A 16972-nucleotide genomic window follows, 5' to 3' on the forward strand; every position below is an offset into this window, starting at 1 on the left:
CGATGAAGCTATCACCAACTGAAATTTTTAAGGGCAAGACGATTTTGTTTATCGGCGGGACGGGGTTTGTCGGGAAGGTGACGTTGTCGATGCTGCTGCATAATTTCCCCGATGTCGGGAAGGGTTATGCAACTGTTCGAGCCCGCGATGAGAACGAATCTACGACGCGTTTTTGGACGAGCATCGTCACATCGCCTACCTTCGACCCGCTGCGAGAGAAATACGGGGATAAGTTCGAGGATTTCATCCGTGAAAAGGTCGTGCCGGTCAATGGCGACGTCGGGAATGAGTTTCTTGGTATGCTCGAAGAGCAGGCGGCCAAGATAATGAAGGACACCGATATCATCATCAACGGTGCCGGAAACGTAACATTCAACCCGCCGCTTGAATCCGCACTTCGAACGAACGTCGTCGGCTCGAACAACATCATCAAACTGGCGCGGATGATGAAAAAACCGCGTGTCGTTCACGTTTCGACCTGCTTCGTGGCGGGCAAACGGAGCGGAGCGATCTGGGAGAATGAGCCGGTCGTCGGCTATTTCCCACGCAAGAATGAGCTTGTCGGGACGACGTTCGACGTGAATCGTGAGGTCGAGGACTGCGCCCGTCTTAGCGAGCAGGCACGACAGGAAGCCGACGATGCCGTGCAGGCTGCGAAGTTTCGCGAGCAAGCACGCAAGCGTTTTATCGAAGAGGGCCGCGACCCGGACGATGAAGCTGAACTAAAGTCTGCCATCTTCCGCGAACGCAAGATGTGGATCCGCGAGCGGACGACGGAACTCGGCGCCGAGCGAGCCGAGTATTGGGGCTGGACGAACATCTACACCTATTCGAAATCGTTGGCCGAACAGATAATCGCCTCGCAGGACGACATAGTTAAAACGCTGGTTCGGCCGTCGATAGTCGAATCGTCGGTCTCCTATCCGTTTCCAGGATGGAATGAAGGATTTACCACCACTGCTCCACTTATACTTATCGCCTTGAAGGGGCAACCCGTAATTCCTGTCAATGAGAAGCTGATCCTTGATATCATTCCCGTCGATATGGTCGCGGGCGTGATACTTGCGGCCGCGATGAACGTACTGGTTGACGATAACCCTCCGCTAGTGTTTCAGGCATCTTCAGGTGATTCGAATCCGAACGATATGAAGCGGATCGTCGGTCTGGTCGGATTGTATAAACGACAGCATTTTGAAGAAAAAGAAACCGGAAACAAGCTTGTTAACAAACTCGCCGGCATGGTCGAGGCGACGCCGGTAAAGCAACGTGCTTACGAGCTTACCTCTGCTCCGATGTTGAACAAACTGGCGAAACGAGCCGACGATCTGATGGACCGTGCAACGCCTCGCTGGGGCGGAGGCCGGATCGGCAACATCATTTCAGATCTGAAGAAATCGACAGAAGAATTCAAGCGGACGACCAGCGAGACGATGCACGCGTTCGCGATGTTCAAACCGTTCATGGTTGACAATGAATACCTCTATCGGTCGGACAACGTCCGGGCCTTGATGTCGATGGTCAAGGAGAAAGAGAAACACCTGTTGCCCTGGTATCCGGAAAAGCTCGATTGGTATGACTACTGGCTGAAGGTCCATTTTCCGGGAATGAAGAAATGGGTGCTGCCGACGCTTGAAGAAGAGCTGAAGATGCAGGAGCGCCGCTCACATACTTACAGGGATCTGCTCGATCTTTTCGATACCGCGACAAAAAGGTTTGCAACCCGTGTTGCGATGCGTATAGAACGTAACGGGAGAAAGGAGCAATATACATTCGAAGACATACGTGAGCTGACTCTTCGGGCCGGCGGATTCTTTGCCGATAGGGGCATCAAGCCCGGAGATCGTGTCATACTTTTCTCACACAATATGCCCGAATGGGGAATTACCTATTTTGGGGTTCTGAAGGCGGGAGCGACGGTGGTGCCGATCGATCCGGCAAGTTCGATCGATGAGATCGTTAATTTTGCGAATGCGGCCGAGGTCACGGCGATAGTGTTGAGTCCGCGCCTCGCGAATGAGAATCAGGATCTTGCCGACAGGTTGTCGGCGGCCGGGCTTGATATCAAGGTCTGGGAATTCGGGGAGGTTTTCGACATGCCGGATGAACTCGAAGAGGCGAAACGGCTCTCACTGCTTCCGCCGAAGGTGCTGGGCAATGCCGTTGCGTCTCTCATTTTCACTTCCGGAACGACGGGCAAGCCAAAGGCGGTGATGCTATCGCATAAGAATTTTACGAACATGGTCTCGATGCTCTCTTCGGTTCTTGATATGGACATCACTGACGGTGTTCTTTCTGTTCTGCCGATGCATCACACGTTCGAGTTCTCGGCTGGTTTTCTAACGCCGTTTTCTAACGGAACTCAGATCACCTATCTTGATGACCTGACCGCGGAAGAGCTTTCGCGGGCGATCGAAAAAGGTCATGTCACTGGAATGGTCGGTGTGCCGGCATTGTGGGAGATGCTTCATCGCCGCATAAAGACACGCCTTCGAGAACGGGGCGATTGGATCGCAGACGCAGCCGATTCGATGATCGAGTTCAATGCATGGCTTCGTGATAACACACCATTCAATTTTGGCCCGATAGTATTTTTCCCTATTCATAAGGGGATGGGAGGTAAGATGCGTTACCTCATCTCGGGCGGTTCAGCGCTCAGCGAAAAGATTCAGAAAGATCTTCATGGCCTCGGCTTTACCGTGCTTGAGGGATACGGACTTACCGAATCGTCCCCGGTGCTTACCGTTGCGCGCCCAGGTAATAAACTGCTGAAGGGAAGCGTCGGTAAACCGCTACCTGGTGTCGAAGTAAAGATCGACGATCCCGATGACAATGGCGTCGGAGAGGTCCTCGCCCGCGGGCAGAATGTAATGCTCGGCTATTACAATAATGAAGAGGCGACCGAGGCAGTGCTCCATGACCGTTGGCTGAGGACCGGGGATCTTGGCCGGATAGATGAAGACGGAAATCTTTACATAGTTGGACGATCAAAAGACGTGATCATTGATTCGAATGGGAAGAACATATACCCGGACGAGATCGAGGAACTGTACGGCAAATCAGGATTCATCAAAGAACTCAGCGTCGTGGGCCTCCCCGATGAAGATGGGGGCGAAAAGATCTCGGCGCTTGTAGTGCCGGATTATGAGCACGACATAGCTCTTTCGCGAGCCGATGTGAACAAAAAGATCGAAGAGCATTTTCGTGAGGTCGCAGCGGGGCTTCCCTTTTTCAAACGTATCAAGGTCATGCACATAACGCCCTTTGAACTGCCACGCACAGCAACGCGGAAGGTAAAGCGTCCGGAGGTTGTTGGGATGCTGCTGGCACTCGAAGAGCGAGACCGTAAGAAGACGAAGGCAGTGGCAGAATCAAAAGGTGACGACAATATGCTCTGGATCCGGAAGATCGTTGCCACGGTTTCAAGCCGTCCACTTTCTGAGGTCGCGGCTGATGACAAACTGGCCGATCTCGGCTTTGATTCACTGATGTTTGTCGAGTTGCAGGCAGCTATCGAGGATGCAGGTGGACGCGTTCTATCACCCGACACGTTAAATGAAGTGCAAAGCGTCAGGGAATTGCTTACTGCCGTTCAGCGCGTTGACAGGTCAAAGAAACTGGCGGATGAGCCGAAGGTCGAAGAAAAGAAGAACGACGAGGACATCTACATCCCATCACTTGTTCGGCGGATCGGGAATGCGGCCGTTGAGCTGGCGCAGGAGACCCTGTATTCGAAGGTTCTTGATACCACGATCGAAGGCCAAGGCAATGTCCCGGCTCACGTTAACTTTATCGTCGCGCCGAATCATGCTTCACATATTGATACCGGACTAGTAAAGCGCGCTCTCGGCAAAGATGTGGCCGAGCAGACTGTTGCAGTTGCAGCTGCGGACTACTGGTTCGACACGAAATACAAGCGGGCGTATATGAACAATTTTACGACGCTGGTCCCAATTGAGCGGACGGGTAGTTTGCGGCAATCGCTTAGGCACGTAACCCGCATCTTAAATGAAGGCTACAATGCCCTTATCTTTCCGGAGGGCACTCGTAGTCTGACTGGTGAGATCGCTGAATTTAAGCCCGTGATCGGCTATCTTGCACTTAACCAAAAGATAGGGATCTTGCCTATCTACTTGTGGGGAACCTTCGACGCGTATCCGAAGGGAATGACCATTCCGAAACGCAAAAGTATCGGTGCAAAGGTCGGGGCAAAGATCGGGCGTTTTCTCTCGTATGAGGAACTACGGGATATGACCACCGGCGTTCCGAATACTGAAGCATATCGCCTGATCGCAGCCCGTGTACAGCACGAGGTAGAGAACCTGCGCGATGGCAAGCGGAATAAATTCGACGTTGCTACGATACGAAAGGGATGGAAGGCTGAACGTAGAAAAGCGAGAAAACAGGAGCCGGTTATTGACGATTAAAATGGGAGGTCAGAAGACCTCTCCCACGTTATGACCTAGCAAACGTTCTGGATTGCAGGAATAAGAAGTCCGATCAAATCCGACGCTGACGCTGAAACAACGAGAATCTCGATGAGCGTGAAGCCATGATGCCTTTGATTCGCCTAGTAGTATTCTTCATTATTAATTCTCCTTAAGTTAATGATCTCGGATGTCATAATTGCCATCCGAAAGAGAATGCGGATCGGTTGTGGAAAAACTATCATTAGAATTCGGCGTGAATCGCTTTCTTGAAAAACTTTATCCGGTGATCGTGCGTAGAATCTCTTTGTTGCTAGGATTTGGTGCCTTTGAACATATGATTAGAAAATTAATTTCGTTAGTTATTATTTCGACTTGTCTCTGCACGATGGTGAGTTCCCAGCAGGGAACTACCTTCAGGGTTGATTATGAGAAATTCACGCTTCCGAATGGACTTGATGTGATCTTTCATATTGATCGATCCGATCCGGTGGTTGCGGTCTCGCTCACGGCTCATGTAGGTTCGGCGCGCGAAAAACTGGGACGCACAGGTTTTGCTCATATGTTCGAACATCTGCTTTTCCTCGAGTCAGAGAATCTAGGAAAGGGCGGGCTAGACAAGCTGAGTGCCCGGATTGGCGGATCCGGTGCCAACGGTTCGACGAATCGAGACCGCACGAACTATCTTCAGACCGTTCCGAATGACGCCCTAGAGAAGATGCTATGGGCCGAGGCCGATAAGCTGGGGTGGTTCATCAATACGGTTACTGAGGCGGTGCTTGAGAAAGAAAAGCAGGTTGTAAAGAACGAAAAACGGCAAGGTGTCGATAATCAGCCATACGGACACACTCAATACGTAATAGATAAGGCTCTTTATCCGTCGGATCATCCATATAATTGGCAGGTGATCGGGTCGCTCGAGGATCTACAGGCAGCCACTCTTGAGGACGTAAAAGAGTTCTTCCGGCGATGGTATGTCCCGAATAATGTTACACTTACGGTCGTTGGCGATTTCGATCCTGTTCAGGCGAAGAAGTGGGTAGAAAAGTATTTTGCCGAGATACCCCGAGGGGAAGACGTATCACCTCTTCAAAAGCGGCCCGGCGTCGTAAAGGAAACAGTAAAGTTTTATCACGAAGATAATTTTGCTCGCCTTCCGGAATTAACGATCGCTTGGCCGACCGTCGAGCAGTATCATCCTGATTCTTACGCTTTAGCTGTTCTTTCACAATACCTTTCTGATGGAAAGAGAGCCCCGCTTTATCAAGTCCTTGTTGAAGAAAAAAAGCTGACCGGAGATATAGGAATGTATCCATACACTTCAGAGCTAGCCGGTCAAATGCAGCTAGAGGTTAGAGCATTTGCCGACAAGGATCTTGATGACGTGATGGTCGGAATAAACGAAGCATTCGCCCGGTTTGAAAAGAATGGTATTTCACAACGCGACCTTGATAGGATCAAGGCTGGCCAGGAAACGGCATTTTACAATTCGCTTTCGAGTGTTCTTGGCAAAGGCGTTCAATTGACACAGTGCAGCATTTTCGCTAACGACCCCGGGTGTATATCAAAGAATATAAGCAGCATTCTTGCCGTGACCACAGACGACGTGAAGCGCGTTTATGAGAAGTACATCAAAAGCAAAAATTTCGTTGCGACCAGTTTTGTTCCTAAAGGAAAAGTAGATCTCGCGCTCACGGGATCGCAGAGGGCCTCAGTGGTTGAAGAGCCTATAGTTCAGGGAGCGGAAGAAGAAGTAGATGCTTCAGCGGAAGCGGAATATGAACGGACACCTTCTTCGTTCGATAGATCCAAAGAGCCGCCTTATGGTCCCGAGCCGCAAATAAAGATCCCCACGATATGGCAGCAGAGACTTTCTAACGGAATGCGGATCTATGGGATCGAGAATAATGAGGTTCCGCTTATAAATTTTGATATTCAGATAGATGGGGGACAACTGCTTGAAGATCTGAATAAGACAGGCGTTGCTAATATGACGGCACGTCTAATGAATCAGGGGACTGCGAAGAGGACACCGGAAGAATTAGAGGACGCAATAAAACAACTCGGAGCAAATATCAGTATTGGTGCAGGAAAAGAGAGTATATCAATTAGCGGAAATACGCTGGCAAGAAACTATGTTGCGACGATGGCTCTCGTTGAAGAAATGATACTTCACCCGCGGTGGGATACGAAGGAATTCGATCTTATCAAACAGAGCACCATATCGCAGATACGCCAGCAGGAGGCTAACCCGAACGCAATAGCACAGAACCAGTACAACAAGCTCATCTTCGGGGCGGACAATATCTATTCTCGCAATCCGCTTGGAACTGTCGAATCGGTCAATTCGATCACTTTGGATGATCTTAAAACATTTTATGCAAAAAGCTTTTCGCCGTCAGTAGCCAGGATGCATGTCGTTGGTGCTCTTGGCCGTCAATCGGTGATGGCCCCGCTTCGCAACTTGAGTCAGCAATGGAAGGCAAAGCGTGTTGAAGTGCCAGTTTACAGGACGCCACAGCCGCCAGAACAGGCCCGGGTCTATTTCTATGACGTGCCCAACGCCTCGCAATCGGTATTGCGGATAGGCTATCCGGCATTGGCTGTTACGGACAAGGATCATTATCCGGCGGTTGTTGCGAATTATATACTTGGCGGCGGCGGTTTTGCCTCACAGCTGACACAGGAGTTACGTGAGGGGAAAGGTTACACCTATGGAATCGGCTCAAGTTTTTCCGGAACCAGAACGCCGGGACCATTCACTATTTCGAGCGGCGTTCGAAGCAACGTTACACTTGAATCTACTCAGTTGATCAAAGAAATACTTCAAAATTATGCAAAGAATTTTTCTGAAGCAGATCTTGAAACTACCAAGAGTTTTTTGATCAAAAGTAATGCCCGAGCTTTCGAGACAGCCGGAGCAAAACTCGGCCTGCTCGACAACGTCAGTAAATATGGGTGGAGGCCAAATTATATCAAGGAAAGGGAAGCGATCGTACGGTCGATGACAGTAGAGCGAATACGTGAGCTTTCGGGCAAATACTTTAATGTGAACAGAATGTACTGGGTAATTGTCGGCGATGCTAAAACACAGCTTCCGCGGATGAAAGAGCTTGGTTTTGGTGAGCCAATAAGATTGAATTGATCGAATATCTGCAATGGCTAAACAAAAACGATCCGAAACTAAAGTAAAAAAGACCCTAATAACTGGTGGGACCGGATTTCTTGGGGCCGAACTTGTACGACAATTACTCGGTGCCGGTGAGAAGGATCTTCGTGTCTTGGCTTCAAGCGTTCCACAGTGGATGACGGATCAAGGGGTAGAGCCCGTTATTGGTTCGCTATCCCATCGTGAGACGATCTCGGCCGCTGTTAAGGACGTAGCTCTCATTTATCACTTGGCCGGCAAGGTTTCTCGTAACAATAACGATGCGACCGCGATGAACAAAGTTCATATAGAGGGAACCCGGCTACTATGCGAAGCAGCTAAAGAATCGGGCGTTCAAACGATGGTGCTTGCCTCCTCAAGCGGAACAATTGCCGTCAGCGAAGATGAACAGGTATTCGATGAAACCTTTCCACAGCCCGTTGAGATCATTTCTCGCTGGGCATACTATGCCTCGAAATATTATCAAGAGCGCACGGCGCTTGCGGAGTTTGATGGTGACGGAAGGAAGCTTGTGATAATGAATCCAACGCTTCTTCTCGGCCCGGGTGATGACCGGATGAGTTCAACAAAGGTTGTTCTGGATTTTCTCGGGCGAAAGATCCCTTATTGTCCGACCGGCGGTCTGAGCTTTGTTGATACGCGCGACGTTGCCGCAACATTCATGAATGCACCGGATAAAGGCCAGCACCAGGAAAAATACCTTCTCGGCTCGGCAAATATGACGTTCAGTGAGTTTTTTGGACGTCTTGAGCGGCTTTCAGGCGTTTCAGCACCAATGTTGAAAATGCCAAAGCGATTTGCCGTTGCAGGCTCGGCGGTCATTGAATCTTTCTTCACTAACTGGGGGAAATCTTCTCCCGTGGCTTCACAAGAGGTCGAACAGGCAGAGCATTTTTGGTATTTCACATCCGCAAAGGCGGAGGAAGAATTAGGTTTCACATCGCGCGACCCACAGGAAACCTTGAATGATACCCTCAGATATATCCGCGAAAACATTCTTGGCGGCGGCGTGTTCAATTAACTTCGTTTGAACGTCTAATTCTTATCAGGTTTAAAAAAGAAGAAAAAGAAAAGAGCTAGGTATCGGCGATCGACACCGCTAGCATGGCCTAGTGTTTTTCGTGAGCGATCTTCGACCTTTCCGTCAGAACTAACATATCCGAGTGTAGAACGGCTTGCATTCTCGACAGTGCCACTCGATGTTATGTAGCCGAGGGTCGTGCGGCTTGCGTTCTCTACTTTACCGTCACTGTTCAAATACCCTAGCGTCGAACGGCTCGCATTCTCTATTTTCCCGTCGGAACTGATATAGCCAAGTGTACGCCGACTTGCATCTTCAACGGTACCGCTTGAGGAGATGTAACCAATGGTCTTACGGCTGGCATCTTCGATCTTTTGTGCAAAAGCAGAGAACGCGAACAGGGCCGTAAGCAGAATCACAATGATGGTCGATCGCATATCTTTCCAGTGTTTACGATGCATTATCTAGACTGCGGTTGCCGAGAAAACGATTGGCGGCGAATATAACCAACCCAACCAATGCTGCAATGAGTATTGGCAGGCCCTCCTTCGTTAGATCTACTCGCGTGAGCAGCCAGCCGATCAATATAAGTGACAATATAGCAGCTAGTACACCAAGCGGCGTGGAAAACTTTGCTTGCGGAGCGTCGTCACGGCGTCGAAAAATAGGCAGAGCAAGGCAGGTCGTGGCATAGACCAACAAGCGAGTGATGGTGGCGATCGCAACTGCCGTAAGAAACGTTGAATAAACCGTCAGCACGAAGATGACCAGCGACGTCAATAGGATCGCGACCCAAGGTGTTTTGAATCTGCTATGGGTTTTGGCGAGAGCATTAGGAAGCTCTCGATTTTCAGACATGGCGTAAAGCAGACGGGTGCTGCCCAAAAAACCGACGTTCAAGTTGCCGAGGATCGATATCAGAGCGCCGATCGTAATGAAAGAGGCGCCGAATACACCCAAGAAAACGATACTCGCATCGGCGAGAGGACGTTCTGAGCTAGCCAGTCCGGGGAGCGTTCCTATGCTTACGACCTGGATCAGAATATAAAGCGTTGCAACTATCCCAAGCGCAACGAGCAGTGCGAACGGTGTATTTCGCTGCGGATCCTTAGTCTCCCCGCCCATCACTACGCCTACCTCAAAACCCACAAAGGCGTATATAAGCAAAAGTACCGCGCTGGCGAATGCACCATATTCAGGCAGCTCTCCAAATGCAAAATTCTCCGGCTGAATGAAGAAGATCCCTACGGCAACGAAAATGAACAGCGGTATTAGTTTTCCCGCTGTGAATAGGTTCGTTGCCAACGCGGATTGCTTAACGCCGATCAGATTTATGGCGAATATCAAGAAAACGATCATTGATATCGCTACGATCCGAAAGATGCCCGATGAAGCCCCGGGGACAAAGAAGCCCAGGTATGTAACGAATAGATTGCAGTTTGCCGCAAACGTCGTTACCCTTACGATCCAATAGAGCCATCCGACCTCGAAACCCACAACCGATCCAAATGCTTCGCGGGCATATAGGTAAGGACCTCCGGTAGATGTAAAACGGCTCGAGACTTCCGCATAACATAAGACTATGAAGCCGATTATGACCGCGCAGGCAAAGAACGCGATCAGACTGTAAGTTCCTATAAGGGCGTGTACCTTTGCCGGAAGTCCAAAGATGCCGGCACCAATTATTGTGTTAATAAGTATCGCGGTCAGATCCCAACGTCCGATCCCGCGAACAAGTTTTTCATCAGCCATGGTGTGCTAGATCTAGACAGCTTTATGGAGAGTCGCTTTTTGTTTATACTGAAAAAATAAACTCCGGTAAAGAATCAAAGTGAAAAATATGAATTCTAGGCGGATAAGCTTTCTGCTGTGGGTGTGCCTTCTGCTCGTTGCTTCGATCATCGTTCGCCCACAAAACTTGCAAGAAACCGAGATCGTCAAACCAAAAGGTTATCAGCCTCCGGTCATGGTTCGTTCTTCAGAACTCGACATTATTGTAGCTGCGGCTGTGGACAAAACCATATCTGTCTATTCGGCGAAAGGGCTAAAACGTGAAGAGATAGCTGTAACGCTGATCGATCTTCGTGATACTACGGAATGGAAATGGGCAGAAAGTAGGGGTGATTCAGCCGTTTATCCAGCGAGCGTCCCTAAAATGTTCTATATGGTCGCTCTTTATCAGCAGATAGCAGACGGAAAGATCGTGCCGACACCGGAATTGGAAAGAGGACTGCGGGATATGGTCGTTGATTCATCAAATGAGGCAACGCAGTACATCGTGGATGTTCTGACAAACACTTCCAGCGGGGGTGAGTTGCCACAGAAAGAATTCGAGACTTGGTCTTATCGTCGAAATCGAATGAACCGATATTTTTCATCATTAGGTTATAACGGCATAAATATCAATCAAAAAACACACTGTGAAGATGCATATGGGGTCGAGCAGCAATTCCGAAATTATCGTGGCGAGAATCGCAATATGCTTACGACAAATGCAGCTGCTCGGCTGGTCGCAGAGATCGGCATTGGACGCATCGGTGATCCTGAAACTAATCGCAAGATGATGGATCTTCTCAGACGCGACCCTTTTGCGACCGGAAAAAACGCTAATTCACAGGCCACGGATTTCATTGGAAAGGCCCTGATAGATCTGCAAGCACGTGGGGTAAAGCTATATTCGAAAGCCGGCTGGACCAGCCGGGCTCGACACGATGCGGCATACATCGAAATGCCGGACGGCAACCGATTCGCTATAGCTGTTTTCACTGAGAATCATGCGAATGAGAAACAGCTGATACCTGACATTGCAGGTTTGATAATTCAAAAGTTGGGAGAGAAAAATAAATGAGAATAAGAAGTCTGGTCTTTTTTGTAATTGTCCTATTACTACCTATAGCAGCTCTTTCGCAAGGTGGATATAAACAGCCGCCTAAGGCGGTGATGGATGTGCTTAATGCTCCGGCTAATCCCACTACGTCTGTCTCGCCCGCAAGAGACAAGATCGCGCTTTTCGAGCCTTTACGATATCCGCCTATCTCTGAACTCGCAAGACCGATGTTGCGCCTTGCCGGGTCACGCATCGATCCGACCAGAAACTCCCAGCATCGTCAGCCGTATTCGCTTTCGTTGACCCTAAGATCTATTGCTGACGGCACAGAGAAAAGAGTCCCTCTTCCAGCAGGCGCAAAACTTGTGTCACCTCAATGGTCGCCTGATGGAAAATTTATCGCCGTTGGGAATCTGACCGATGACGGCGTAGAACTGTGGCTTATCGACACCGTATTAGCGACTGCCCGTAAGGTTAATGGAGTAAAGATCAACACGGCTTTTGGTGGATTCGATTGGGAAAGCAATACATTGATCTCCGCTCTTATCGTTCCTGCGGGACGCGGTCCAGCACCCGAATATAGGGATGTGGTGCCGACGGAGCCGAACATTCAGGAGACGGCCGGACGTACCGGCGCTGTCGCGACATTCCAGGATCTGCTTCGCAGCCCAAACGACGAACGGCTTTTTGAATATTTCGCAACCTCTCAACTCGTTACGATCAATGTGAATGGCAATGTTGATCGTATCGGACAGCCGGCGATATATGATAATGCCGATCTTTCGCCTGACGGACGATATGTTCTGGTTTCGCGGATCAACCGACCGTATTCATATCAGTTTCCTGCATCTCGGTTTCCCAGAAAGGTCGAGGTCTGGGATGTTTCGGGTCGAAGTATAAAAACAATAGTCGAAATGCCCTTGCAGGACAATCTTCCTGTACAAGGCGTGCCGGTGGGGCCTCGCGGTGTTTCATGGGTCCCGACGGAGCCAGCGATGTTGATGTGGACAGAAGCTCTTGACGGCGGAGATCCGAGGAAGAAAGTGAGTCCGCGGGACAAGGTAATGAAACTTTCGGCTCCGTTTGGCGGCGATGCAGTAGAGGTTGTAAAAACGGAACATCGGTACCAGGGACGTTCGTTCGGTGAGCGCGACGGGATGATGTGGTTTTTCGATTTTGATCGAGATACGCGCAAGCGTCGGGTTTTTATGACGGACTACCGAGATCCCAAGAATGTGAAATTGATCGATGATCGAAATGTAAGTGATAGATATAACGATATCGGCAACCCGGTGATGCGTACCTTGCCATCAGGTGGGAGCGTTATCCGCCAGCATGGCGACGAGATATTTCTCTCCGGCATGGGGGCTTCTCCGCAAGGGGACCGGCCGTTCTTCAGAGCAATGAATCTAAAAACGCTAGAAACGCGTGAGATATTTCGCGCCGGGACTGAGGAATTTGAAACATTTGTTGCGATGCTCGACAACGACGGGATGTCGTTCATTACCAGGAAAGAATCACCTACAGAACCGCCGAATCTTTATCTGAGGCAGGTTTGTCCGCCAGGGAGGGTGTGTACTGCGTTGGCCTATCGAGCCATAACCGAATTCAAAGATCCTACACCGCAGCTCCGCGAGATCAAACGTCAGATAGTTCGTTATAAGCGGTCAGATGGTGTGGACCTTTCCTTCACGCTTTACTTGCCTCCGGGTTACAAAGAAGGAACACGCTTGCCAACGGTTGTTTGGGCATATCCGCTTGAATTTACGGATGCCGCAGTTGCCGGTCAGGTATCTGGTTCTGAGAACCGCTTCACTCAAATGGGTGGAAGTTCACATCTGTTTTTCCTGCTTCAGGGCTATGCTGTGCTTGATGACGCGACCATGCCGATCGTCGGCGATCCCGAAACGGTTAACGACACATTTGTGAAACAGATAGTTGATTCAGCAAAAGCAGCGATCGATAAAGGCGTTGAAATGGGTGTGGTCGATCCCGAACGGGTCGGAGTTGGCGGGCACAGTTATGGGGCCTTTATGACTGCTAATCTCTTAGCCCATTCAGATTTGTTTCGCGCCGGTATAGCCAGAAGTGGGGCTTACAATCGAACGCTCACTCCTTTTGGATTTCAATCCGAGCGAAGAACCTTTTGGGAGGCCCCTGATCTTTATGCAAAGGTCTCCCCGTTCTTCTTCGCCAACAAGATCAACGAACCGATATTACTGATCCATGGTGAGGTTGATAACAATCAGGGCACATTCCCGATGCAGTCTGAGCGGCTTTATGCGGCAATATCCGGAAACGGCGGAATCGCACGCCTTGTTATGCTTCCGCTCGAATCACACGGTTACGCGGCTAAGGAATCTATTGAACACACTCTTTATGAGATGATCGAATGGTTCGATCGTCATGTAAAAAATGTGCGTCCACGTGGTGAAACACGTGTATCAGGCAACTAACCCTGTCAATTTATTACCTATTGGCCGCACGGTGGATCATCACGCGGCCTTTTTTATTGGACCTCTGTTAACTCAAAAATGTGTGAAGATGCCGAGAAAGGTGGCTGCTGTCCAAAGTTGAGTTTCTTGTGAATGGAGTTAGCAAATCGCTTTGCCTGGGAACCCGGAACGGGTTTCGAGAAAAGGTGGCCTTGTCCGAGTTTGCAGCCGAGCTTGCGGAGCATAGTTAGTTGCTTGGTATTCTCAATGCCTTCTGCTACGACCTCTATGCCCAGATTCTCACCGAATAGCATTATAGTTTTTACGATCGCTTCGCTTCGCTCGTTTTCGATCATTTTACCTATGAACGACTGATCGATCTTTAGCCGATCAAATGGAAAAGTCTGTAAGTAGCCGAGGCTTGAATATCCTGTTCCAAAGTCATCTGACGAAAGAGAGATCCCCAATGAACGCAGCTCGTTCATGACTATCAGCGAACGTTCATGGTGTTCCATAACGGTACTCTCGGTCACTTCGATCTTAAGCTGCCCAGCGTCAAGTTTAGTTTTTGTTAGAGTTGATCTGATCCATGAGATCAAAGTTGGATGCAAAAGCTGTTTTGCAGACAGATTTACGCTAACTGAAATTTGTGTCGAGTTTCGATGTGGCCAGCTTTTTATCTGCCTGCACGCCTCCTCTAGAACCCAATTACCCATCTGTACTATTAAGCCGGTTTCCTCTGCGATGTTGATGAATTCGGATGGACAGATGAGGCCAAGCCTCGGATGTCGCCACCTTACAAGAGCTTCGAATTCATTTATTTCTCCAGTCTCCAAGTCGACAATAGGCTGGTACCAAAGTTCAAACTGCTTGTCTTCTACCGCATGTCTGAGATCAGTTTCTAATTGAAGCAGATTCATATTGCGGACGTGCATTTCGCGGTCAAATATCTCGTACCTTGCTTTACCCGACTCCTTTGCACGATACATTGCAGCATCCGCATCGCGAAGAAAATCTTCTGGCTCGCGCATTATTTCGTCCGAAAGGATGATCCCAATACTCGCAGTGGTAAAGACCTCAAATCCGTCGATATTGAACGGCCTTGAAAGATGTTGCTGAAGTCGTTCAGCAACTTGCTTGACCTCTTCGATCCCGCCAGTTCGGTTTAGAAGTATCGTGAACTCATCTCCACCGAGTCTGGCGACGACATCCCCGGGGCGAACGTGGGTTATCAGTCGTTCCGCGATCTCCTTCAAGAGTTTGTCACCAACTACGTGTCCCAAACTGTCATTTACTACTTTAAAGCGGTCCAAGTCTAAGAAAAGCACTGCGAATCTTGCTTCGGGGAAATCTGTCGCCCGGTCGATCGCTGCCTGGAGATGTTCCATGAACTCGACCCGGTTAGGCAGTTCTGTAAGAGTGTCGTGCTTAGCGTAGTAGTTCAACATTGCCTCGCTCTTACGCTGCTCGTCTATATCGGTATTGGTGCCATACCATTTGGATATCTTGCCAAGATCATCACGCCCGGCATTGGCTCGGGCCTGAAACCATCGATATACCCCATCGTGTCTTCTTAGTCGAAACTCTGACTCAAAAAAATCACCAGATGCGATCGAATTCTGCCAACGTCGAATGCATTCCTCAAGATCGTCAGGATGGATGAATCGCTGCCACCCGGTCCCGACCAGCTGATCGCTTGGCTTCTTGAAATACTCAAGCATTTTTGCATTCACATAGTCCAGATTTCCTGATCGATCAGCCGTCCATACCTGATGAGAGATACCTTCACCGAGCTGACGATAGCGTTGTTCACTATCCTTCAAAGCCTCGCTGGCACGTCTTCTCTCGGTAATGTCTCGGCCAATACCTTGAACACCTACCGGAACACCCTTTTCAAAGATAAGCCGAGTACTTAACTCAAGAAGTACTTCGCGGCCGTCACGAGCGATTATCGAAATTTCATACGTTGTCGGGTTATTATCACGCAGCTTTTGGAGGGTCATTTGCCGGGCAGCGTTTATTGAATCCGGTGCAACGACCTGAAAAATATTCATTCTCAGGGCTTCTTCGCGGGTGTAGCCGGTTATCCTCTCGCCGGCTCGATTGAGTGAAGTGAAGTTGCCTTTCAGATCGTGGGTGTAGATAAGATCATTGGCATTTTCAAACAGATCACGGTAGCGATTCTCGCTTTCGCGGATGATCTCCTCGGCATGTTTCCTTTCAGTAATATCACGAGCGATCCCTTGCACCGCGACTGGCTGACCGTCCTTGTAAATCACGGTGCTGTTGATCTCAAGTGTGATCCGGCTTCCGTCCTTTTTAATGCAATCTAACTCGTACGCGGTTTGGGCAGCCTCTCCTTTAAGTTTTGCCGTCATCTTCTCCCTAGCCAATTCAAGGTGTTCAGGAACCACGACCTTAGATATGTCAAGGTTTAGAGCTTCCTCACGCGAATAGCCAAAAACTGTTTCGGCGGCCTTGTTCAAAGAAATGTATTTGCCGGTGAAATCGTGAACATAGATCACATCACTCGCATTCTCGAAAAGGTTTCTAAATCTTTCCTCGCTTTGTTTGACGGCCTCGACTGCATTCTTGCGTTCAGTGATGTCGAGCATTATCCCTTCGCGATAAAGTACCTCACCCATCTCGTCGCGAATGAGACAGCCCCTGTCTCGGACCCAATGAACCTTGCCGTGCGCATCGATCAATCGCCATTCATAATCGACCTCTTCGCCCGAATTGGTAGATGCATCTGTCTGCTCGAAAACCCACTTCTTGTCGTCCGGGTGTATTACACGAAGCCATATCTCCGGATCATTAAGCCAGTCTTCCATTGGGAAACCGAATCGCTTGAACGCTGGACTTACATAAAGCGGGGTGAAGGGCGGCCTTGGCTGAAGCACATAGAAAAGCACCGGGAGATTTTCTATCATGCTCCTAAAATGGCGCTCTTTTAATCCTTCCGGCATCTTTCCGAAGCGATCGGCAAGATTATTATCGCGATGGCTCGTGATTGCTTTATTAGGAGTGTTGGAATTCTTGGAAGGGCGGGATTTTTTGCTCATTATTTTGTTTAGAGAGGATTAGGTGTGACAA

Annotated in this window: 8 protein-coding genes and 1 pseudogene; 5 read left to right on the top strand and 4 right to left on the bottom strand. The window is 49.4% G+C overall.

Going from position 1 to position 16972, the window contains the following annotated elements; all coding sequences use genetic code 11:
* Nucleotides 1–2: 2 nt before the first annotated feature.
* Nucleotides 3–4424 (top strand): AMP-binding protein, encoded by a 4422-nt coding sequence (locus JVX88_RS00085; protein WP_211624578.1) that lies wholly within the window; start codon nucleotides 3–5, stop codon nucleotides 4422–4424.
* Between the two features lie 35 nt (nucleotides 4425–4459).
* Here the strand turns inward: JVX88_RS00085 and JVX88_RS43810 are convergent.
* A pseudogene (locus tag JVX88_RS43810) lies at nucleotides 4460–4561 on the bottom strand (type II secretion system protein); the annotation flags it as partial.
* 92 nt (nucleotides 4562–4653) lie between these two features.
* On the opposite strand from JVX88_RS43810, the gene JVX88_RS00095 reads away from it, so the two are divergent.
* Nucleotides 4654–7569 (top strand): M16 family metallopeptidase, encoded by a 2916-nt coding sequence (locus JVX88_RS00095; protein WP_211624581.1) that lies wholly within the window; start codon nucleotides 4654–4656, stop codon nucleotides 7567–7569.
* A 13-nt stretch (nucleotides 7570–7582) separates the two neighbouring features.
* Entirely contained in the window at nucleotides 7583–8614 is a 1032-nt protein-coding gene (locus JVX88_RS00100; RefSeq protein WP_211624583.1) for an NAD-dependent epimerase/dehydratase family protein, read from the top strand.
* A 14-nt stretch (nucleotides 8615–8628) separates the two neighbouring features.
* On the opposite strand, the gene JVX88_RS00105 is transcribed toward JVX88_RS00100, so the two are convergent.
* Nucleotides 8629–9051 carry a 5-fold beta-flower protein gene (locus tag JVX88_RS00105; RefSeq protein WP_211624585.1) on the bottom strand — a complete coding sequence of 141 codons (423 nt, stop codon included), beginning with the start codon at nucleotides 9049–9051 and terminating at the stop codon, nucleotides 8629–8631.
* Nucleotides 9052–9064: 13 nt separating this feature from the next.
* Complete coding sequence (locus tag JVX88_RS00110; RefSeq protein WP_211624587.1) at nucleotides 9065–10366, bottom strand: APC family permease; 1302 nt, start codon at nucleotides 10364–10366, stop codon at nucleotides 9065–9067.
* An 88-nt stretch (nucleotides 10367–10454) separates the two neighbouring features.
* Between JVX88_RS00110 and JVX88_RS00115 the strand changes: the two genes are divergently transcribed.
* Together JVX88_RS00115 and JVX88_RS00120 are read left to right on the top strand one after the other, a co-directional pair.
* Entirely contained in the window at nucleotides 10455–11462 is a 1008-nt protein-coding gene (locus JVX88_RS00115; protein WP_211624589.1) for a serine hydrolase, read from the top strand.
* The gene (locus JVX88_RS00120) at nucleotides 11459–13897 is read left to right on the top strand and encodes a prolyl oligopeptidase family serine peptidase (protein ID WP_211624591.1); all 2439 of its coding nucleotides are present in this window, start codon (nucleotides 11459–11461) and stop codon (nucleotides 13895–13897) included. The genes JVX88_RS00115 and JVX88_RS00120 overlap by 4 nt, the downstream gene beginning before the upstream one ends.
* A 53-nt stretch (nucleotides 13898–13950) precedes the next feature.
* Here JVX88_RS00120 and JVX88_RS00125 read toward each other — a convergent pair whose 3' ends face one another.
* Nucleotides 13951–16941, bottom strand: a complete 2991-nt coding sequence (locus JVX88_RS00125; protein ID WP_211624593.1) for a PAS domain S-box protein — start codon at nucleotides 16939–16941, stop codon at nucleotides 13951–13953.
* Between the last annotated feature and the right edge of the window lie 31 nt (nucleotides 16942–16972).

The sequence above is a fragment of the Leptolyngbya sp. 7M genome (assembly GCF_018128485.1).